Source organism: Aeromonas sp. S2(2024) (assembly GCF_041402505.1).
GTDB classification, from domain to species: Bacteria; Pseudomonadota; Gammaproteobacteria; order Enterobacterales; family Aeromonadaceae; genus Aeromonas; species Aeromonas media.
Window position 1 is genome coordinate 41,634 of record NZ_JBGLRL010000005.1, and the last position, 20,185, is coordinate 61,818.

The window sequence follows — 20,185 nt, forward strand, 5'->3', positions numbered from 1 at the left end:
GCCCGTAATCGGGGTTGTCTGGCACCGCTTTGGGCGCCCTTTGCCATCCTCCGCCGGCGCTGTCATCAAATGAAAAGTGGCTGACGTTCAATGGCAAGCGTGGCCCCGGGGGGAGGCCTTACAGTCGGCACACAAGAGAGAAAAACCGAGCTCATCAGCGTGAGCGACACCCCGGGGCCGATGCAAAAACAGAGCTGCATCCTCGAGTGCCAAACAAGGTGGTGCGCCATCAGCCAGGTCATCTCGCTTGCATCAATGCAAAGCCAACGGAAACGGCGAGCAAACAGATAACAACAACTAAATCAGATGACGACACTCGGAGAGACTGTAATGGATTACATGCACACGAGTCATGGTTGCGGCGTCCTGCGCCTCAGCCTGCTGGCGACGGCCATTGCGGCCGTCCTCATGCCCACCGTTCAGGCGGTCGAAGTCGATACCGGAAGCGAAGAGTGGTCCGTTCGCTTCGACAACACCGGCAAGTTCAACTACGGCGTGCGCACCGAGAGTGCCGACGAGCGGATGCTCGCCACCCCGAACAACAACGATGGGGATTACAACTTCAAGGATGCCGGCGATACCGTCACCACCCGCTTCGATCTGCTGACCGAGCTGGACGTGGTGAACAAGGGCAACACTGGCTTTCGCATCAGCGCCGCCAGCTGGTATGACTACGCCTATCGTGACGTCGGCGCTGACGAGAACCCCTTCATCAACGGCAACAGCGCCAGCTCCGGCATCGTCGGGCAGCCCCCGGTGGCGGGCAACCGTCATCTGAGCGACTATGCCGACCGCTATTACCATGGCCCCTCCGGCGAGCTGCTCGACGCCTTCGTGTTCCACAACATGGAGCTGGGTGACGAGTCCCTGCTCGGGGTCAAGATAGGGCAGCACAACCTCTACTGGGGAGAAACCCTGCTGAGCCCGGTACACGCCCTCAGCTATGGCCAGTCGGGGCTCGATCTCGCGAAGCTGGCGGCCTCCCCGGGGACGGAAGCGAAAGAGCTGTTCGTGCCCCGCAACCAGGTTTCCGCCTCCTTCACCCTGAACCCGGAATGGACCTTCGCCGCCCAGTATTTCCTGGACTGGAACGCCGCCCGCCTGCCGGAAGCCGGCACCTATTATGGCAGCTCCGATCTGGTGGGCTTCGGTGCCCAGTCCTTCCTGCTGGGCCACACCGGCGGGCAGGGCCTCGCCGGACCGAGCGGCACCCTCAGCAACATTCGCCGGGGGGATGACATCGAGCCGGGCAAGCACGGCGACTGGGGCATCATGGCCAAGTGGTCCCCCGAGGTGCTGGATGCGACCCTGGGGGCCTTCTACCGCCGCACCGCCGACATCCTGCCCCAGGCGGTGCTCGATGCCCGTGGCCTCAGTGTCCGTGGTGCCACCGCCAACCCGATCCTCAACCTGCGCAATTCGATCTCGACCACCAGCTACTCCATGGCCTATGGCGACGACATCGACATCTTCGGCCTGAGCCTCTCCAAGGACGTGGCCGGGGTCAGCGTCGGCAGCGATCTGAACTACCGCCACAAGATGCCGCTCTCCAGCATCCCGGCCCTGCTCAGCGCCCCGGGCCCGGGCGGGCTGGCCGCCGGCCTGGGCGCCCTGCCTCCCCGCAATGCCGACACCGGGGTGATCACCGATGACTCCGATGGCTATGGCGCCACCGGCGATACCCTGCACTGGACCCTCAACGGCCTGATGACCATCGCCGACACGGCGCTGTTCGACGGGGCCGCCCTGCTCGGCGAGCTCTACTACAGCAACCTGCTGAGCCTGGATGACCACAACAAGGCGCTCTACAAGGGGGAGGACAGCTACACCGGCATCGACAAGCCGACCCGCGATAACTGGGGGCTGGCGGTCAACTTCACGCCGATCTGGTACCAGGTCTTGCCGGGTGTCGACATGAGCATGCCGCTCTCGGTGAACTGGGGGCTGGCGGGGATCTCTCCGGTCCAGGCGGGCGGGGCGAAAGATACCGGGAGTTACGCGGTGGGCCTCGGCGCCACCCTCTACAACCAGTACTTCGTCGATCTGAAATACGTGGACTCCTTTGGCGAGTCTGCCGAGTGCAATGACGGTGCCGAGGATGGCACCACGCCCAACGCCCTCGATGGCGCCCAGCGCAACACCTGTTATGCCGGTGGTTACGCCTCTTTCTCCGGTGGCGGTGCCACTACGGAAGACAGAGGTGCCCTCTACCTGACCCTGAAGACCACTTACTGAGTCAAGCGACCGAGTCGGAGAACGAGATATGACATTCAACAAGACCATGCTGACCGCCGCCCTCACCCTGGCCCTCGCAGGCCAGGCGCTGGCCGCCGTCTCCAGCAGTGAAGCACAGCAGCTCGGCACCAGCCTGACCCAGGTGGGTGCCGACGCGGCCGCCAATGCCGACGGCAGCATCCCTGCCTACAGCGGGGGGCTGACCACGCCCCCCGCCGGCTTCAAGGCCGGTGACAGCATGCGCCCGGATCCTTATGCGGGCGAGCAGCCGCTGCAGGTGATCACCGGCAAGAACGCGGCGCAATACCAGGGGGCGCTGACCGCCACTACGGCGGAGCTGCTCAAGCGCTTCCCGGACTTCCGGGTGGACGTTTATCCGACCCATCGCAGCGTGGCGCTGCCCCAGGCGGTGCTGGATAACACCAAGCAGAACGCGCTGAACGCCACCACCCTGGCGGGGGGCATGGCGGTGGACAAGGTGTTGCCGGGCATTCCCTTCCCGATCCCCAAGAGCGGGGCCGAGGCGATGTGGAACTTCCTGCTGCGCTACCAGGGGGTGAACATCGCCACCAAGTACGACTCCTGGAACGTCGATTCTGCCGGGGTCGCGGCCCTCTCCACCACGGGGCAGGCCTTCATCAACTACGCCATCTACGAGGACATGACCAAGCCCATCTCGGCCAAAGACACCTACTACCAGATGAAGCTCCATTACACGGGGCCGGCCCGGCGCGCCGGCGAGGCCATCATGCTGCGCGATGCCGCCAACCCCCTGGAGCAGCCGCGCAAGGCCTGGCAGTACCTGCCGGGGCAGCGCCGGGTCAAGCTGGCGCCGAACCTGGCCTATGACACCCCGAACCCGGGCACCTCGGGGGCGGGCACCTATGACGATGTGTTCGTGTTCAACGGCGCGCTGGACCGCTTCGACTGGAAGCTGGTGGGCAAGCAGGAGATGATCGTGCCCTACAACACCTATCGACTGACCTATCAGCCCGATGCCAGTGCCCTGACCACCCCGAACTTCCTGTCACCGGATCACGTGCGCTGGGAGAAACACAGGGTCTGGGTGGTGGAGGGCAGCCTCAAGGCCGGGGAGCGCCACATCTATGCCAAGCGTCGCTTCTACCTGGACGAAGACAGCTGGGTGGCGCTGGCCTCCGATCAGTACGACGCCCGTGGTCAGCTCTATCGTGGCTCCTTTGCCTTCCTGAGCCAGAGCTACGACAAGGAGACTCCGGATGCGACGCCCTTCATGATCTATGACTTGGTGGCGGGCAGCTACAACATCAACGGCGTGGTGGGTCCCTACGGCGGCATCAAGTACGGCACCTCCCTGTCGAAGGCGAAGTGGTCGCCGGAGTCTCTGGCCGGGGCGGGGATCCGCTGACGCTGACGGGAACCAGGCTCGCCGCAGGCGAGCCCGGCTCCCGGCTGTTCGTGCCGGCGTCCCCGGCGCATGTGGAGACAAGGACGTATGGGTTCATTCAACAAGTTGGTGCTGTGCTGCGCCCTGCTGATGCAGGGTGCCGTGCTGGCGTCTGAATACATCGACGTGCTGGATCTGCCAGCCAAGCCGAGCGCCCTGGCCCGGCACAGCCCTCTGCTGGATCTGACCCGTGCCGGGTCGCGGCTGGTGGCGGTGGGGCAGCGGGGTCACATCCTCTACTCCGACGACGAAGGCAAGGGCTGGCAGCAGGCCAGGGTGCCGGTGAGTTCGGATCTGAACGCCGTCGTCTTCCCCACTCCCGAGCAGGGCTGGGCGGTGGGGGGGGATGGCGTGGTGCTGCACAGCCAGGATGGCGGCACCAGCTGGCAAAAACAGCTGGATGGCCGCCAGATCGGGGAACTGGTCTTGCGTCATTACACGGCGCTGGCCCGTACCGAGCCGGACAGCGCGCAGTGGCCGCAATGGGTGGCGGAGGGCCAGCGCCTGGTGGAGGAGGGGGCCGACAAGCCGCTGCTCGACGTCTGGTTCCAGGATGACAGGGTCGGCTACGTGGTCGGGGTCTTCAACCTGATACTGCGCACCCAGGATGGTGGCCAAAGCTGGACGCCGCTGCAGGATCGCACCGACAACCCCCAGGGGCTGCACCTCAATGCCATCGCCCGGGCCGGTGACGACCTCTATCTCGTGGGTGAGCAGGGCCTGCTGCGCAAGTGGGACTCGGGGACGCAGCGCTTCGTCTCCTTGCCAAGTCCCTATGACGGTAGCTTCTTCGGCCTCATCGGCCGACCCGGCGAGCTGCTGATCTACGGGCTGCGCGGCCATGCCTATCGCAGCACGGATGACGGCCAGCACTGGGTACGGCTGGCCAGTCCGCTGCCCATCAGCATCAGCACCGCGATGCAGGGGGCCGATGGCCAGTTCCGCCTGTTTACCCAGGCCGGTCACATGCTGCTCCAGCGTGGCAACGAGCCGCTCACGCTGCTGCCCCAGGCCGAGCCATCGCCGGTGGCGGGCGCCGCCCTGACCGCCGATGGCACCCTGGCGCTGGTGGGCAGCCGCGGGGTGCGCATGCCGACTGCGGCCAAATAACGTGTGTGAAAGCAGGTCGTCACCGGATGACGGCCCCATAACGATAACGAGGATCCAGAGATGGGCCATGTGAAGCAAGATGCAATGCCGGTGATCCGCGAGTTGGCACAGTTCGACAGGCACTCCGGCAACCTGCTGGAGCGGCTGGTGTTCAATCATAGAGCCCTGTTCATGTTATTGATGACACTGGCGACCCTGGTGTTTGGCTACATGGGGACGACCCGCCTGGCGCTGGCACCCAGCTTCGAGAAGATGATCCCCCAGAGCCAGCCCTACATCAAAAACTTCCTGGAGAACCGGGACTCCCTGCGTGGCCTCGGCAACTCGGTGCGGGTGGTGGTGGAGAATACCCGGGGGGACATCTTCGACCCCGACTATCTCGGCGTACTTAAACGGGTCAATGACGAGCTGTTCCTGACGGAAGGGGTCGACCGGGCCTGGATGAAGTCCCTGTGGAGCCCGGCGGTGCGCTGGACCGAGGTGACCGAGGAGGGGTTCCAGGGCGGGCCCGTGATGCCGGATGCCTATCAGGGCAAGCCAGCCGACATCGAGCAACTGCGCCAGAACATCAACCGGGCCGGCATCGTCGGCAGCCTGGTGGCGAGCGACTTCAAGTCCAGCATGCTGATCGTGCCCCTGCTGGACAAGGCATCGGCCACCGGCAAGCCCCTCGATTACCATGCCTTTTCCCAGCGCATCGAGCAGCTGCGCAGCCAGATTGAATTTGACGGCAAGCCGCACCAGGCGGGGGAGGAGGGGACGGGTCAGTACAAGATCCGGGTGATCGGTTTTGCCAAGCTGGTGGGGGATCTCATCGATGGCCTCATTCAGGTGATCCTCTTCTTCGCCCTGGCGGTAGTCACCTCGCTCGTCATCATCTTCCTCTACACCCGCTGCGTGCGCAGTACCCTGCTGGTGGTGGGCTGCTCGCTCATCGCCGTGGTGTGGCAGCTTGGGCTGGTCGCCTGGCTGGGGTACGCCATCGATCCCTACTCGGTGCTGGTGCCCTTCCTCATCTTCGCCATCGGGGTCTCCCACGCGGCCCAGAAGATGAACGGCATCATGCAGGACATCGCCCGTGGCACCCACCGCCAGATAGCGGCGCGCTATACCTTCCGCCGCCTCTTCCTGGCCGGGGTCACGGCGCTGCTCGCCGACGCGGTGGGCTTCGCCGTGCTGATGCTGATCGACATCCCGGTCATTCAGGATCTCGCCATCACCGCCAGCATCGGGGTGGCCGTGCTCATCTTCACCTCCCTGCTGCTGATGCCGGTAGCCCTCTCCTATGTGGGGGTGGGCCGCAAGGCGGCCGAGCGAGCGCTCAGGATAGAGACCCACGCCGCCGCCAACCAGGGGTTCGGCAGACTCTGGGCGCTGCTGGATCGCTGCACCGAGCGCAAGTGGGCCACCGTTGTGGTTCTGCTGGGTCTGGCCATGGGAATAGGCGGCTACCTGGTGAGCCTGAACCTGAAAGTGGGCGATCTGGACAGCGGGGCCCCCGAGCTGCGCGCGGATTCCCGCTACAACAGGGACAACGCCTACATCACCGGCCACTACGCCCTCTCGAGCGATCTCTTTGCCGTCATGATCAAGACGGCGCCGGAGGGGTGCCTCGACTACCGGACCCTGATCCTGGCCGATCGCCTGGGGTGGGAGCTGCAGCAGCATCCCGGCGTACAGGCCACCAGCTCGCTGGTCAACGCGGTGCGTCAGATCACCGCCGGCACCTATGAGGGCAACCCCAGGCTCGCCAGCCTCCAGCGTAACCAGAACGTGCTGAACTATGCCGCCCAGCAGGCCTCGGTGAACACCCCGGAGTTGTTCAACACCGACTGCTCCCTGATGCCGGTGATCGCGTACTTGAAGGATCACAAGGCCGAGACCCTGAGCGGCGTGGTGGCCATCGCCGAGCGGTTTGCCGAGGAGAACGGCACCGCGGATCGCCAGTTCCTGCTCGCCGCGGGCAGTGCCGGCATCGAGGCCGCCACCAACATGGTGGTGCATGAGGCCAACCGCACCATGTTACTTTACGTCTATCTGGCGGTGACCCTGTTCTGCCTCATCACCTTTCGCAGCTGGCGGGCGACCGTGGTGGCGCTGGTGCCCCTCATGCTTACCTCGGTGCTGTGCGAGGCGCTGATGGTATTCATGGGGATCGGCGTCAAGGTGGCGACCCTGCCGGTTATTGCGCTCGGGGTCGGCATCGGAGTGGACTACGCGCTCTACCTGCTGAGCGTGCAACTGCACCATCAGCGCCAGGGCATGTCACTGGTGGACGCTTATCGCCAGGCCGTGGCCTTCACCGGCCGGGTGGTGGGGCTGGTGGGGATCACCCTGGCCGCCGGTGTGGTGGGCTGGATCTGGTCTCCCATCAAGTTCCAGGCCGACATGGGCATACTGCTCACCTTCATGTTCCTGTGGAACATGCTGGGGGCCCTGATCGGGGTGCCGGCGCTCTCCTACTTCCTGCTGTCCGGTACCGGGGCGGCAGCGACCCGTGCATACCGGGAGGGGGATGTTCAAGAGGGCGGCAAGCCCTGCACCCCGGTGGGCGCCGACGCCAGCTAGCAAGACGACAGAACATGCAGAAGGAGAAAAAGAGCAGGGAGGCTGGATGCCTCCCTGCTCTCGTCTGGCCAATGCTCAGCAGTCTCAGCCGTAGGCGAGGCCGGCGCGTGCGGGTTGCGCCACCACGCCCTTGTGGCGGGAGCGCCAGGTGGCCGGCGGCATGCCGAACTGGGCGTTGAACCAGCGGGTGAAGGAGCTGGGCATGGAGTAGCCCAGCATGTCGGCGATGTGGCCGAGGGAGTAGCCGGAGTTTTGCAGATAACGCATCACCAGATCCCGGCGAACGTCGTTGACCAGTTCGCTGAAGGTGGCGCCGCTCTCTTCCAGATGGCGCTGCAGGGTGCGCACGTTCATCCCCAGGGTGCGGGCGATCTGCTCTATGGTGGCGCGCCCCATGGGCAGCAGCAGGTAGACGGCCTTGCGTACGTCGGTCAGCAGGGATTGCTGGGTCTCCACCAGCAGGGTGTCGAGGTACTGGCGGGCATGGCGGGCCATGGCCTGGTTGGCCAGGGGATTCGGAATGTCCAGATCGGCGGCGTGACAGACGATGCCGTTGAACTCGCTGCCAAACTCCAGCTTGCAGCCGAACAGTCGCTTGTGGATGGCGAGGTCCGCCGGCGCATCATGGGTGAAGTTGACGCTGATGGGATGCCAGTTGGCGCCGACCCCGACCTGGGCCGCACAGAAGCGATACATGACGCCGACCGCGAGCTCGGTGGCCTGGCGCGACGGCATGGGGGCGTCGGTGATGATCTCCTCGCGAATGATCACCGCCTTGCCCGCCTCCTCGATGAAGATGGCCAGGGCATTATTGAACAGGTGAATGTACTGGACTATGACCTGCAAGGCCTCGCGCAGGTTGGGCTGGTAGCTCAGCAGCAGGCTTACCTCGCCAAAGTCCGACAGCTGACGATGCTCCGCCATGCGCAGGCCCAGGCTCTGGCAGTTCCCGGTCCGGGCGGACAGCTCGAGCAGGTTGACGATGGTGGAGACGGGGATGCGCTGGTTGGGCACATCCAGAATGGAGGCGCTGAGGCCGGCTTGCGACAACAGGTTGGGGGTATTGAGGCCCAGCTGGCGGGCGATGTCGAGATAATTGGTGAGGGTGGCGGCTCTGGCAAGGAGGGTCATGATGCAATTTCCATGGCGACAGCTCATCTGCTGGTTGCTTGTTGTTAACTGGTTTTTATCATTTCATTTACAAGTTGGAAAGTGCTTATTAACTGATCTGTTAGTCTCGGGTGTCATGTGATGACCCTGTCCGTCAACCAACTTCATGGTCTTTCGAGTCCCGTTCTGCACAGACCTCTGATCCTCAGGTCACCCGGCTCCTGTCATATAAAGACAACTTCATGGCATCCAAGGTAAAGCAGCCGGGGAGCTGGCACCTTACTGTGGTCTTGATGTCATCCGGCCGTCGCCGGAGCGCCTGAACAGGGGAAGAGAGATGAAGGCATTTCAACCCGAGGCCACCGTATTGATCGTGCCCGGCCTGCGTGGGCATGTGGCAGACCATTGGCAGACTCTGCTCGCCGAGGGGCTTGAGAAGGTGGTGACAGTGCCGCCTTTAGGCTCTGACACGCTGAGCTGCCAGGCCAGGGTCGAGGCCATCGCACAGACGCTGGAGCGCATCGACGGCCCGGTGATCCTGGTGGCTCACAGCGCCGGGGTGCTGATGGTGGCTCACTGGGTGGCGCAACAGGGCGCAACCCGGTGTCGCCATTCCATCCGTGGCGCCCTGCTGGTAACGCCACCGGATCTGGACGCCAGCTGGCCATCCCATTATCCGAGTTCCCACGCCATGCAGGCCGGGGGCTGGCACCCGCTACCGCGCATGAAGCTGCCGTTCCCGAGCCTGGTGGTGATGAGCCACAACGACCCCCTGGCGAGCCCGGAGGCGGTGCGTGCCCTGGCCCTGGACTGGGGCAGCGAGCTGGTGGATGCCGGGGCGGTGGGACACCTCAACCCGGCGAGCGGATTTGGTCCCTGGCCCCAGGCCGAAGCCTTGCTCGGGCGTCTCGACGCCCGCTAACCCCATTGCGAGGGGAGGGATGCCTCCCTGCGCCCAAACACGAATCGGAAGGAGTCCGTATGGTGAAGACAAGGATCATACCGCCAGCCCAGGGAGCCCATGCTTATCCGCTGCTGATCAAGAGCCTGCTGCTATCCGGGGTGCGCCAACACCCGGACCGGGAGATCGTCTACGCAGATCGGCTGCGCTATGACTATCGCACCCTCAATCAGCGGATCCACCGTCTCGCCAACCTGCTGACGGCCTCGGGCATAGGGCCGGGGGACACGGTCGCCCTGCTGGACTGGGACAGTCATCGCTCCCTCGAGTGCTTCTTCGCCGTGCCCATGACAGGCGCCGTGCTGCACACGGTGAATGTGCGTCTCTCGCCGGAGCAGATCGCCTTCACCATGCACCACGCCGAGGATCATCTGGTGCTGGTCCATGACGACTTTCTGCCCATGATGGACAGCATCAAGGACAAGCTGCCCACGGTGCGCGGCTATATCCGGCTGACCGATGGGGAGTCGCCTTCCACCGGTCTGCCGCTGCTCGGAGAGTACGAGACCCTGTTGGCGGGGGCGGACGACCAGTTCGACTTCCCCGACTTCGATGAAAATTCGGTGGCGACCCTGTTCTACACCACGGGTACCACGGGGGATCCCAAGGGGGTCTACTTCAGCCACCGTCAGCTGGTGCTGCACACCCTGAATGAACTGGGCACCCTGGCGGCCCATGCGGGCCAGTCGTTGCTGCGCTCCGACGACGTCTACATGCCGATCACCCCCATGTTTCACGTCCATGCCTGGGGCGTCCCTTATGTGGCGACCATGCTGGGGGTGAAGCAGGTCTATCCGGGACGTTACGAGCCAGACAAGCTGGTGCGGCTCTACCGCGACGAGGGGGTGAGTTTCTCCCACTGTGTGCCGACCATCTTGCAGATGATCCTCGACTGCGAGGAGGCCAGACAGACCTCGTTCGAGGGGTGGAAGATGCTGCTGGGGGGCAGTGCGCTGCCGCTCGGACTGGCGACCCAGGCCCATCGACAGGGGATCCTGGTGCACGCCGGTTACGGCATGTCGGAGACCTGCCCGCTGCTGTGCGTGGTGCACCTGACCGAGGCGGAGCTGGCGCTGCCCATGGCCGAGCAACTGCCGCTGCGGATCCGCACCGGCAAGCCCATCGGGCTGGTGGACTTGCGCATCATCGATGAGGAGGGCCGGGCGCTGGCTCACGATGGCCAGACCATGGGGGAGATAGTGGTGCGTGCTCCCTGGCTGGCCCAGGGCTACCTGAAAGAGCCGGACAAGGGGGCAGAGCTCTGGCAGGGGGGCTGGCTGCACACGGGGGACATGGCCTCGATCACCCCGAACGGCACGGTCGAGATCAAGGATCGCATCAAGGATGTGATCAAGACCGGGGGAGAGTGGATAAGCTCCCTCGCGCTGGAGAGTCTCATCAGCGCCCATGCCGCCGTCCATGCGGTGGCCGTGATCGGGGTGCCGGATGCGCAGTGGGGAGAGCGGCCCCTGGCCCTGGTGGTCGGCAAGGAGGGATCGCATCTGGATGCGCAGGCCATCAAGACCCACCTGCAGGGGTTCGTCGACAGCGGCCGCATCAATCGCTGGGCCATTCCACGCCAGATCCGCATCGTGCAGGAGATCCCCAAGACCAGTGTCGGCAAGGTGAACAAGAAGCTGATCCGGGAGCGTGAATGCCGTCCGGTGGCTGAGAACTGAGGGCGCCGTCATAGATTCAGAGGAAGGCCTCTCAGCCATCCCCACTGCCTGAGGGGCCGCGTTGGCCTGGCCGCCATGGCTTGACTACGCTCACTGAGTTATCACACAAGAGGCGTGCGCCATGAACAGAACCCAGATTCATCTCGTTGATGAAGAGGTGGATTTTCCGTCCAATGAACAGTTGGTCTCCACCACGGATCTGCAGGGGGTCATTACTTATGCCAATGATCACTTCTGCCGGGTTGCGGGATACAGCAGGGCCGAGATGATAGGTCAGCACCACAACATGGTGCGTCATCCCGACATGCCCAAGGCAGCCTTTGCCGATCTCTGGGGCAAGCTCAAGCAGGGCAAACCCTGGCGCGGCATGGTGAAGAACCGCTGCAAGGATGGTCGCTACTACTGGGTCGACGCCTATGTCACCCCCATCTTCGAGCAGGGGCGGATAAGCGGTTATCAGTCGGTACGCAATCGGGCCGAGCCCGCGATGAAGGCCGTCGCCGCCGCAACCTACGGGAGATTGAGGGCGGTGGAGCAGGGGGATCGCAAGGCGGGCCTGAGCCTGCGCCCCGTGCGCCATGGGCTGGCCATCGCCGGGCTCCTGTCGATGCTGGCGGCGGGTGCCTATCTGACCGGGCCCTTGGGGGCCTTGTTTATGCTGCTGCCCCTTTTGTGGCTTGGCCTCCTCTATCGCCACGCCATCATCACCACCCCCCGCTATCTGCAACAGCTGGCCGAGGAGTACGACAGCCTGACCCGGCTCATCTACTCGGGGGATGAACCCAGCGCCATCGCCGATTTCCACATCAAGCTGCTGCAGGCCAGGATCCGCACAGTGCTCGGGCGGGTGGACGATGCGACCCTCTCCCTGCAGGATCTGGCGGTCCATCTCAAGACGGCCTCCAGCGAGGCGAGCGCCGACATCGCCGAGCAGGACATCCAGACCCAGCAGGTGGCGACCGCCATCACCGAGATGGCGGCGACGGCCCATGAGATAGCCCGCAACATCCAGGAGACCGACAACCAGATTGCCCAAGCCAAGGTGCACTGCCAGCATACCGATCAGCAGCTGAAGGATACCCAGCACAGGGTCACCGAGCTGGCTACCCAGGCCGAACACGCCTTCACGGCGGCGGTGGCGCTGGCGGAGGAGTCGGATCGCATCGGGGTGCTGATGAGCGAGATCCAGGGCATCGCGGATCAGACCAATCTGCTGGCCCTCAACGCCGCCATCGAGGCGGCCCGGGCAGGGGAGCAGGGGCGTGGTTTCGCCGTGGTGGCTGACGAGGTGCGTACCCTCTCTACCCGTACCCACAAGGCGACCGAGCAGATCCAGGGCAGCATAGGGCAGATCCAGCGTACCCTGAATGGCTGGAAGGGGATGATGCAACAGAATCTGGAGCAGACCCAGTCCTGTGTGACCCTGACCCGGCAGGGGTCACAGAGCCTGCATCAGGTGTTGACGGAGATAGAGCGGGTAGTGGATCTGTCGACCCAGATCTCGGCGGCGGCCGAGCAGCAGCAGGCGGTGGTGGAGGACATCAGCCGAAACGTCAACGCCATCTCCCAGCACTCCCACACCAACAGCAACAAGATGCACGACATGGATGCCTCAAGCGACATTCTGCTCACCAAGGCGCGCCAGCTCAAATCCCTGGGGCAGACCTTCGGCTGACGTCCGCCTCGAGCAAACACAAGATGACAATAAGGCCACCCTGGGGTGGCCTTATTGCATGGGCGCTGTGGGTGGCCCCGCCGTTGATGGCACTGTCAGCTGGATTGCTCCGCCAGCGCAATGAAGCCGCCGTTCTTGTCGCAATACATGGCCCTGTCCGCCTGGATGAGCCATTGCTCCGGGCTCCAGCCGCTCTGGTAGTGACTGACCCCGATGCTGATCCCGACCTGCATGGGCTGGCCATTGACCACGAACGGGGCCTCCATGGCCTGCCGGATCACCTCGGTGACCTCCTCTGCCTGATGGGTGTTGTAGCCGGGTAACAGCAGAATGAACTCATCTCCCGCCAGGCGAGCGAAAAAACGGTGATGGCCGATGGCATCGTTGATCCGCTGAGCCAGCTGGCAGAGGAGCGCATCCCCCTGGCTGTGGCCAAAGTTGTCATTGATGCGCTTGAAGTCATCGAGATCACAGAACAGCAGGCAGCCGGGGCTGTCGCTCTTTACCTGTGCTTTCAACTGCTCCATCAGGTTCAGGCGATTGGGCAATCCGGTGAGGGGATCGCGCCTGGCCAACAGCAGTATCTCCTGCTCCCGCTGCTTGCGCAGGGCCACCTCCCGGTAGAGTCGCTTGTTGTTGGCGAGCAGATAGAGAGCGAGCAGCAGTATGATGCTGCCGACCCCCAGGCTCAGCAAGAACCAGGGGCGCCAGAAGATCCACTGCTCGGAGGGGGCCTGATAGAGAAAACGGGTCAGTGGCACCGGCTTTGGAACCAGCCCTATTTCGACCAGTTGCTGCATGATGTGGGCGAAGCGATCCGGATTCATATACCCGATCTCCACATAGAGCGGCTGTATCATCTCCTTGCTCATCTGCAGCTCGTACTCCATGTGGGCCTGGCTGCGGTTGACGCCATACTCCTTGCGCAGCAGGTCGATGGCCTCGGCCGGGTGGGCGAGGGCGTAGCGCCACCCCTTGAGGCTCGCGGCCCGAAACCGCGCCACCCGATCCGGGTTGGTGTGCTCCTCGTCCTGAGTGGTGAACAGGATGTCGCTGTAAAAATCGATGCCGTAGTTGCGGGGATTGATGACGGAGACCGAGACGCCGCGCTCTTCCAGGTAGAAAGGCTCGTTGCTCAGGTAGGCGTTGAAGATGTCTATCTTGCCGGCGATCAGATCGTCGACGTTGACCGAGGTCGGCACCGGGATGAGCTGGCGTTCGTGCAGCCCCTGATAGTAGAGGGTGGCGAGCAGCTCGGCGTCCTGGTGGCCGGGGAACATCATGATCCGTTTGCCACGCATGTCCGCAACGGTGAGAATGCCGCTGTCGCGACGGGCCAGGAAGATGGACGGGGAGTGCTGATAGACGCTGGCAAGGGCCAGCAGGGGTTCGCCATTGGCGTAGCCGGTCAGCACCTCGGTGTTGCCGACGCCAAAGTCGGCGCGACCGCTGAGTACTTCCTGGACCGGGCTTATGCCCTTGCCGCCGGGTCTTATCTCGACGTCCAGTCCGGCCTCGGCGTAAAACCCCTTGGCCTTGGCCATGTGGTAGCCGACGAACTGGGGTTGATGCAGCCAGCGCAATTGCAAGACGACCCGATCCGGAGGTTCATGGGGACGGTCACTTGCCTGGACAGGGAAAGCGTAACTGGCGCCAAGCAATAGCAGCCAAAACAGGTATCTCGTCATCCGTGCGATTCTTGTGCTGAGGATCCATGGGGTGGCCAGCAGGCCCGCATTCAACTTGTTAACAAATCACATTCTAAAGGGTTATAGATGTACCGGATACAGTTGCAGCACAAAGATTTCATGGTGATCAACAAGGGTCCAGGCCTTGGCATGCATGACGAGGGCGGTGAGCCCGGGCTCGTCAATCGGGTCAAGATGGATACCGGCCTCGAACTCTATCCTGTCCATCGCCTCGACAAAATGACCTCGGGGCTGGTGCTGCTGGCGCGCACCCCGGAGGCTAACCGGGCCCTCAGCATGGCCTTTGCCGCCCGGGAGGTGAGCAAGCAGTATCTGGCCCTCTCCGATCGCAAGCCGAAGAAGAAGCAGGGCTGGGTCAAGGGAGACATGGAAAAAGGGCGTGGCGGCAGCTGGATGCTGGCCCGCACCCAGCAGAACCCGGCCATCAGCTGGTTCGATTCGGTGGCGGTGCGGGAGGGGCTGCGGCTCTATCGCATCAAGCCCCAGACCGGCAAGACCCACCAGATCCGGGTCGCCCTCAAGAGCATTGGTGCCCCCATCCTCGGGGACACGCGCTACGGTGGCACGGTCGCCGATCGCGGCTACCTGCACGCCTGGCGCCTGCAGTTTACCCTGGCAGGGGAGGTTTTCGATCTCGTCTGCCCACCGGATGAGGGGGCGCTGTTCCTCCTGCCCGAGTTGCACGCCGCCATCGCTGGATTGAGCGAGTGATGGCCTCCCGCGCGGCGCCCGGCTCGGGCTGGATCCTGGCCGACTTTGACGACACCCTGGCGCCGGGGGACAGTCACGCCGGCCTGCTGCGCTTCATCCTGCGCCGCCGGCTTTGGCCACTGCTGCTGCTGCCGGTGATCGCACTGGGTGGCCTGGTGTATCTGGTGCCCAGCCTGCGGCGTCAGGGGATCTCGCTTATCTGGTGGGCCATCACCCTGGGGCTCTCGCCGCTCGGCTGGCGCCAGCTGGTACGGGCCTATTGCCACACCCGGCCGGGGTTGTTTCGGGAGGCACGCGCCCTGCTGCTGGCCGAAGGGCACCGTTGCTGGGTGCTTTCCGCCAGCCCCCGCGCCCTGGTCCGGGCACAGCTCCATCGGCAACTGCCAAGGCTGCCCCATCGCATCATCGGTTCGCGAATGCACTATCGTCTCGGCGGCCTGGTGCCGCGCTTTTACTGCCACGGCCGGCACAAGATCCTGCCCGGGATCCGCGCCCTCGGCGCCACGCTGGCCTTGAGTGACAGCCTGCATGATCTGCCGCTGCTGGCACTGGGGGAGGAGGCCTGGCTCATCAATCCCAGCGCCCGCCGGCTGCAACAGGCCAGGGTCAGCCTGCCCCATCTCGAGGTGAAAAACTGGCAGCTGTAAGGCAAAGCTGACAGCCTTGCGGTGCGCCGTGGGGCTGTCCGCAAGGCTCAGGCTGCAATGTCACAATCTATTTACATCTTATGGCGGTGGCTCTCGCCAAACTATCTGAAACCCGCCTCTTCTCTTCTGCTCCGCCCCTGCTTCTAATGAAACAAGTTGTTAACAATGCCGGTGGCGACTGCCTGTCGTGGTCCCGGTGTGACCCGTTTCGTTATCAATCCATCGCAAGGAGCGCATCATGACGACCTCTTCTTCCCGTTCCCATACCATCAATCCCCTCGGCACCGATGGGTTCGAATTCGTCGAGTACACTGCCCCGGATCTCAAGGGCATTGCCGCCCTCAAGGCGCTGTTCGTCTCCCTGGGGTTTGCGGAGGTGGCCAGACACAAGCACAAGCAGTGCTGGCTCTACCGCCAGGGGGACATCAATTTTGTGGTCAACGCCGAGCCCCACTCCCAGGCGGAGCAGTTTGCCAGCCTGCACGGGCCCAGCGTCTGCGGCATGGCATTTCGGGTGGCGGATGCGGGCCGTGCTCAGCAGTACGCCATCGCCAAGGGGGCCAAACCCTTCGTCGGCAAGATAGGGCCCATGGAGCTCAACATCCCCGCCATCTACGGCATCGGCGAGAGCACCCTCTCCTTTGTCGACCGCTACGGCGAGCAGGGCTCCATCTATGACGTGGATTTCGTCTTTTATCCCGACTGGCAGGTGCGCATGGCCGAGGTGGATGCGGGGCTCTACGAGATCGATCACCTGACCCACAACGTCCATCGCGGCAACATGGACGTCTGGTCCAACTTCTACGAGCGGATCGGCAACTTCCGGGAAATTCGCTACTTCGACATCGAAGGCAAGCTGACCGGGCTACATTCCCGCGCCATGACGGCCCCCTGCGGCAAGATCCGCATCCCCATCAACGAATCCTCCGACGACAAGTCCCAGATCGAGGAGTACCTGCGCCAGTACAAGGGGGAGGGGATCCAGCACATAGCGCTCGCCTCCAGCGACATCTACCAGACCATCCGTACCCTGCGTGGTCGCGGCACCGGCTTTATGCCGACCCCGGACACCTACTACGAGAAGGTCAACAGCCGGGTGGAGGGGCATCAGGAGGATCTGGAGGCGCTCAAGGCGCTGCGCATCCTCATCGACGGCTCCCCCACCAAAGACGGCATCCTGCTGCAGATCTTCACCGACACCGTCATCGGCCCGGTCTTCTTCGAGATCATCCAGCGCAAGGGCAACGAGGGGTTCGGCGAGGGCAACTTCCAGGCACTGTTCGAATCCATTGAACTGGATCAGATCCGCCGTGGGGTGCTGAGCGGAACCGAGCAGGGCGAGAAGAAGGGGGAGCCGAGCGATGCGTAACGGGATGCTAGCTCGTCGGCCGGTATTCATTTCATGGGAGGTACACAGCCATGCGTAACTGGATAAGTTTCCCCCACCGGGAGGGGACCCACTCCCGCCAGGCCCACGCCGACCTGCCCGAGCAGGCCATCTACGAGCGCGAGCTCGGGCGCAGCGGCTTCTTCGGCCCCGCCACCCACATGCACCACAAGCATGCCCCCACCGACTGGAGCAGCTGGGAGGGGCCGCTGCGACCGCGGCTGTTTGATCTCAATGCCCTCGGCGAGGCGGTGAGCTCCCTCTCCCCCTGGGTGATGCCGGATCTGCTCAGCAACCCCCACTGCCGCTACCGGATGTGGCGCCTGACCGAGTCGATGCCGTTTCTGGTGCGCAACGCCGATGGCGACGAGCTCTTGTTCATTCACGAGGGGAGCGGCGACTTCTTCTGCGACTACGGCCATCTGACCCTGCGAGAGGGGGACTACGTGGTGATCCCCCGCGGCACCATGTGGCGCATCGAGCCGACCGCGCCGCTGTTCATCCTGATGATAGAGGCGACGGAGGACAGCTATCAGCTGCCGGACAAGGGGCTGGTGGGCAACCACGCCATCTTCGATCCGGCGGCGCTGGACGTGCCCGCCATCGATGAGTGTTTCCTGGCCCAGCAGGACGAAAACCCCTGGTCGCTGCAGGTCAAGCGCCACGATCAGGTGTCGGTCATCACCTGGCCCTTCAACCCCCTGGATGCCCAGGGCTGGCACGGGGATCTCTGCGTGGTACGACTCAACTGGCGGGATATCCGCCCGCTGATGAGCCACCGCTACCATCTGCCGCCGTCGGCCCACTCCACCTTCGTGGCGAGCCGCTTCGTCATCTGCACCTTCGTGCCGCGCCCCATCGAGAGCGATCCCGGGGCGCTGCGGGTGCCCTTCTACCACAGCAACGATGACTTTGACGAGGTGCTCTTCTACCACGCCGGGGACTTCTTCAGCCGGGACAACATCGAGCGGGGCATGGTCACCTTCCACCCCGCCGGCTTCACTCACGGCCCCCATCCCAAGGCCTTTGCGGCGGGGCAGGCCCATGCCAAAAAGTTCACCGACGAGGTGGCGGTGATGCTCGACACCCGGGATGCCCTGGGGGTCGGCCAGATCTGCGAAGGGATAGAGGATCCCCACTATGTCTCCAGCTGGCAGCGACCAGACGGCACCATCGGCAAATAAGGAATTCGATATGAAATTGGCAACCTTGAACAATGGCAAGCGCGATGGCGCCCTGGTGGTGGTGAGCCGGGATCTGACCCGGGCGGTGGCCGTGGCCGACATAGCCCCCACCCTGCAAGGGGCGCTGGACGAGTGGAGCGATCTCGCCCCCCGGCTGACCGCCGTCTATCAGGCCCTCAACGACGGCGCCTGCCCCGATGCCTTCCCCTTCGATGAGACGGCCTGCCTCTCCCCGCTGCCCCGTGCCTACCAGTGGGCCGACGGCAGCGCCTACGTCAACCACGTGGAGCTAGTGCGCAAGGCGCGTGGCGCCGAGATGCCTTCGAGCTTCTGGCACGATCCCCTGATGTACCAGGGGGGCTCGGACAGCTTCCTCGCCCCCCGCGGCCCCATCGTCATGGGGTCGGAGGAGTGGGGCATCGACTTTGAATCGGAAGTGGCCGTCATCACCGACGACGTGCCCATGGGCACCAGCGCGCAGAAGGCCGAGGAGCACGTCAAGCTGCTGATGCTGGTCAACGACGTGAGCCTGCGCAACCTCATTCCCGGGGAGCTCGCCAAGGGCTTTGGCTTCTTCCAGTCCAAACCCTCCAGCAGCTTCTCGCCGGTGGCCATCACCCCGGACGAGCTCGGCAGCGACTGGCAGCAGGGCAAGGTGCATCTGCCCCTGGTGACCCAGCTCAACGGCGCCCTGTTCGGGGAGCCGGATGCGGGGCTCGACATGACCTTCAACTTCTTCGAGCTGATTGCCCACGCGGCCAAGACCAGGCCCCTTGGCGCGGGCTGCATCATAGGCTCGGGCACCGTCTCCAACTACGACAGAAGCCGGGGATCCTCCTGCCTCGCCGAGCAGCGGATGCTGGAAATTATCGAGTCAGGTCAAGCCACTACACCCTTTCTGCGCTTTGGTGATACAGTGTCCATCGCGATGCAGGATCGCAACGGGATGAGTCTGTTTGGCACCATTTTGCAACGGGTCACGCAAGGGGGCGCCAGTCAGACGAGCTAGTAAGGCCTGGGCCGGCCAAGGTCGGCCAGGCGACACGGCAGGTGGCACACACCTGCCACCATAGGGACATAATATGCTGCAGTTGTTTGGATATTGGCGTTCATCGGCCAGCTTTCGCGTGCGTCTGGTGCTGCAACTCAAGGGACTTGGTTATGAGCAACACCCGGTCAATCTGAGACAGGGTGAGCAGAAAGAGAAGGCCTATCGCCGGGTCAATCCCCAGGGGCTGGTGCCTTTTCTCATCGACGGGGATGTGCAGCTGGGTCAGTCGGTGGCCATCATGGAGTATCTCGACGAGACCTATCCGGCCTACCCCCTGATGCCCTCCGCCCCCGAGGAGCGGGCCCGGGTGCGCCAGATAGTCAACATGATCACCTGCGACACTCACCCCCTCAACAACCTGAGGGTGCTGAACTACCTGGAGCAGGAGCTGGGGCAGAGCAAGGCGGCGCGCGATGCCTGGTATCGCCACTGGATTGACGAGACCTTCACCGCCCTGGAGCAGTTGTTGATGACCACGGCCGGCGTCTATTGCGTGGGCAACGAGGTGACCCTGGCGGACTGCATGCTGGTGCCCCAGGTCTATAACGCCCACCGCTTCAACATGACGTTGGACGACTACCCCACCATCGCGCGCATCGTTGCCAACTGCGAGCAGTTGCAGGCCTTTGTCAAGGCGGCCCCCGCCAATCAGCCGGATGCGCAAGCCTGATTCTTCCCCGTGATAAACAACAAACACCCCGCACCGTCAGCCGACCGTGCGGGGTGTTTGCA

The 20,185-nt window shown here is 63.9% G+C and carries 15 protein-coding genes; 13 read left to right on the forward strand and 2 right to left on the reverse strand.

Features of this window, described 5'->3' with window-relative positions; all coding sequences use genetic code 11:
- Positions 1-339: 339 nt before the first annotated feature.
- The 4 genes from ACB039_RS07200 (at position 340) to ACB039_RS07215 (ending at position 7,339) form a co-directional block, all read left to right on the forward strand.
- A complete protein-coding gene (locus ACB039_RS07200) occupies positions 340-2,235 on the forward strand; it encodes a DUF1302 domain-containing protein (protein ID WP_317842424.1) in 1,896 nt (631 codons plus the stop codon).
- A gap of 28 nt (positions 2,236-2,263) precedes the next feature.
- On the forward strand, positions 2,264-3,622 hold the full coding sequence (locus tag ACB039_RS07205) for a DUF1329 domain-containing protein (RefSeq protein WP_268421589.1): 1,359 nt from the start codon (positions 2,264-2,266) through the stop codon (positions 3,620-3,622).
- Positions 3,623-3,709: 87 nt separating this feature from the next.
- Positions 3,710-4,771, forward strand: a complete 1,062-nt coding sequence (locus ACB039_RS07210; protein WP_317842425.1) for a YCF48-related protein — start codon at positions 3,710-3,712, stop codon at positions 4,769-4,771.
- 69 nt (positions 4,772-4,840) lie between these two features.
- On the forward strand, positions 4,841-7,339 hold the full coding sequence (locus tag ACB039_RS07215) for an MMPL family transporter (RefSeq protein WP_317842426.1): 2,499 nt from the start codon (positions 4,841-4,843) through the stop codon (positions 7,337-7,339).
- Positions 7,340-7,423: 84 nt separating this feature from the next.
- On the opposite strand, the gene ACB039_RS07220 is transcribed toward ACB039_RS07215, so the two are convergent.
- Positions 7,424-8,470 (reverse strand): AraC family transcriptional regulator, encoded by a 1,047-nt coding sequence (locus ACB039_RS07220; protein ID WP_005329527.1) that lies wholly within the window; start codon positions 8,468-8,470, stop codon positions 7,424-7,426.
- Between the two features lie 316 nt (positions 8,471-8,786).
- On the opposite strand from ACB039_RS07220, the gene ACB039_RS07225 reads away from it, so the two are divergent.
- The 3 genes from ACB039_RS07225 to ACB039_RS07235 all read left to right on the forward strand — a co-directional run bounded on the left by ACB039_RS07225 (position 8,787) and on the right by ACB039_RS07235 (position 12,764).
- On the forward strand, positions 8,787-9,371 hold the full coding sequence (locus tag ACB039_RS07225) for an alpha/beta hydrolase (protein ID WP_226172458.1): 585 nt from the start codon (positions 8,787-8,789) through the stop codon (positions 9,369-9,371).
- 59 nt (positions 9,372-9,430) lie between these two features.
- Positions 9,431-11,089, forward strand: a complete 1,659-nt coding sequence (locus ACB039_RS07230; RefSeq protein WP_226172459.1) for a fatty acid--CoA ligase — start codon at positions 9,431-9,433, stop codon at positions 11,087-11,089.
- A 121-nt stretch (positions 11,090-11,210) separates the two neighbouring features.
- Complete coding sequence (locus tag ACB039_RS07235; RefSeq protein WP_371165390.1) at positions 11,211-12,764, forward strand: methyl-accepting chemotaxis protein; 1,554 nt, start codon at positions 11,211-11,213, stop codon at positions 12,762-12,764.
- 95 nt (positions 12,765-12,859) lie between these two features.
- On the opposite strand, the gene ACB039_RS07240 is transcribed toward ACB039_RS07235, so the two are convergent.
- Positions 12,860-14,452, reverse strand: a complete 1,593-nt coding sequence (locus ACB039_RS07240) for an ABC transporter substrate-binding protein (RefSeq protein ID WP_371165391.1) — start codon at positions 14,450-14,452, stop codon at positions 12,860-12,862.
- Positions 14,453-14,539: 87 nt separating this feature from the next.
- Here ACB039_RS07240 and ACB039_RS07245 point away from each other — a divergent pair, with 87 nt between their 5' ends.
- From ACB039_RS07245 to maiA, 6 genes are all read left to right on the forward strand, one after another.
- Positions 14,540-15,184, forward strand: a complete 645-nt coding sequence (locus ACB039_RS07245; RefSeq protein WP_371165392.1) for a TIGR01621 family pseudouridine synthase — start codon at positions 14,540-14,542, stop codon at positions 15,182-15,184.
- Positions 15,184-15,831 (forward strand): HAD family hydrolase, encoded by a 648-nt coding sequence (locus ACB039_RS07250; RefSeq protein ID WP_371165458.1) that lies wholly within the window; start codon positions 15,184-15,186, stop codon positions 15,829-15,831. The genes ACB039_RS07245 and ACB039_RS07250 overlap by 1 nt, the downstream gene beginning before the upstream one ends.
- 238 nt (positions 15,832-16,069) lie before the next feature.
- The gene (hppD, locus tag ACB039_RS07255; protein WP_371165393.1) at positions 16,070-17,200 is read left to right on the forward strand and encodes a 4-hydroxyphenylpyruvate dioxygenase; all 1,131 of its coding nucleotides are present in this window, start codon (positions 16,070-16,072) and stop codon (positions 17,198-17,200) included.
- A 50-nt stretch (positions 17,201-17,250) separates the two neighbouring features.
- The gene (locus tag ACB039_RS07260; protein ID WP_226172467.1) at positions 17,251-18,402 is read left to right on the forward strand and encodes a homogentisate 1,2-dioxygenase; all 1,152 of its coding nucleotides are present in this window, start codon (positions 17,251-17,253) and stop codon (positions 18,400-18,402) included.
- A gap of 10 nt (positions 18,403-18,412) precedes the next feature.
- Positions 18,413-19,411, forward strand: a complete 999-nt coding sequence (locus ACB039_RS07265; RefSeq protein ID WP_371165394.1) for a fumarylacetoacetate hydrolase family protein — start codon at positions 18,413-18,415, stop codon at positions 19,409-19,411.
- A 73-nt stretch (positions 19,412-19,484) separates the two neighbouring features.
- A complete protein-coding gene (gene maiA / locus ACB039_RS07270; RefSeq protein WP_371165395.1) occupies positions 19,485-20,123 on the forward strand; it encodes a maleylacetoacetate isomerase in 639 nt (212 codons plus the stop codon).
- The last annotated feature ends 62 nt before the right edge of the window (positions 20,124-20,185 follow it).

What these genes read in the sequence shown, in the direction of transcription:
- ACB039_RS07265 (WP_371165394.1), top strand. Translation starts at nt 18,413, where the DNA reads ATGAAATTGGCAACCTTGAACAATGGCAAGCGCGATGGCGCCCTGGTG.
- ACB039_RS07225 (WP_226172458.1), top strand. Translation starts at nt 8,787, where the DNA reads ATGAAGGCATTTCAACCCGAGGCCACCGTATTGATCGTGCCCGGCCTG.
- maiA (WP_371165395.1), top strand. Translation starts at nt 19,485, where the DNA reads ATGCTGCAGTTGTTTGGATATTGGCGTTCATCGGCCAGCTTTCGCGTG.
- ACB039_RS07205 (WP_268421589.1), top strand. Translation starts at nt 2,264, where the DNA reads ATGACATTCAACAAGACCATGCTGACCGCCGCCCTCACCCTGGCCCTC.
- ACB039_RS07210 (WP_317842425.1), top strand. Translation starts at nt 3,710, where the DNA reads ATGGGTTCATTCAACAAGTTGGTGCTGTGCTGCGCCCTGCTGATGCAG.
- hppD (WP_371165393.1), top strand. Translation starts at nt 16,070, where the DNA reads ATGACGACCTCTTCTTCCCGTTCCCATACCATCAATCCCCTCGGCACC.
- ACB039_RS07220 (WP_005329527.1), bottom strand. Translation starts at nt 8,470, where the DNA reads ATGACCCTCCTTGCCAGAGCCGCCACCCTCACCAATTATCTCGACATC.
- ACB039_RS07245 (WP_371165392.1), top strand. Translation starts at nt 14,540, where the DNA reads ATGTACCGGATACAGTTGCAGCACAAAGATTTCATGGTGATCAACAAG.
- ACB039_RS07250 (WP_371165458.1), top strand. Translation starts at nt 15,184, where the DNA reads ATGGCCTCCCGCGCGGCGCCCGGCTCGGGCTGGATCCTGGCCGACTTT.
- ACB039_RS07235 (WP_371165390.1), top strand. Translation starts at nt 11,211, where the DNA reads ATGAACAGAACCCAGATTCATCTCGTTGATGAAGAGGTGGATTTTCCG.
- ACB039_RS07260 (WP_226172467.1), top strand. Translation starts at nt 17,251, where the DNA reads ATGCGTAACTGGATAAGTTTCCCCCACCGGGAGGGGACCCACTCCCGC.
- ACB039_RS07240 (WP_371165391.1), bottom strand. Translation starts at nt 14,452, where the DNA reads ATGACGAGATACCTGTTTTGGCTGCTATTGCTTGGCGCCAGTTACGCT.
- ACB039_RS07230 (WP_226172459.1), top strand. Translation starts at nt 9,431, where the DNA reads ATGGTGAAGACAAGGATCATACCGCCAGCCCAGGGAGCCCATGCTTAT.
- ACB039_RS07200 (WP_317842424.1), top strand. Translation starts at nt 340, where the DNA reads ATGCACACGAGTCATGGTTGCGGCGTCCTGCGCCTCAGCCTGCTGGCG.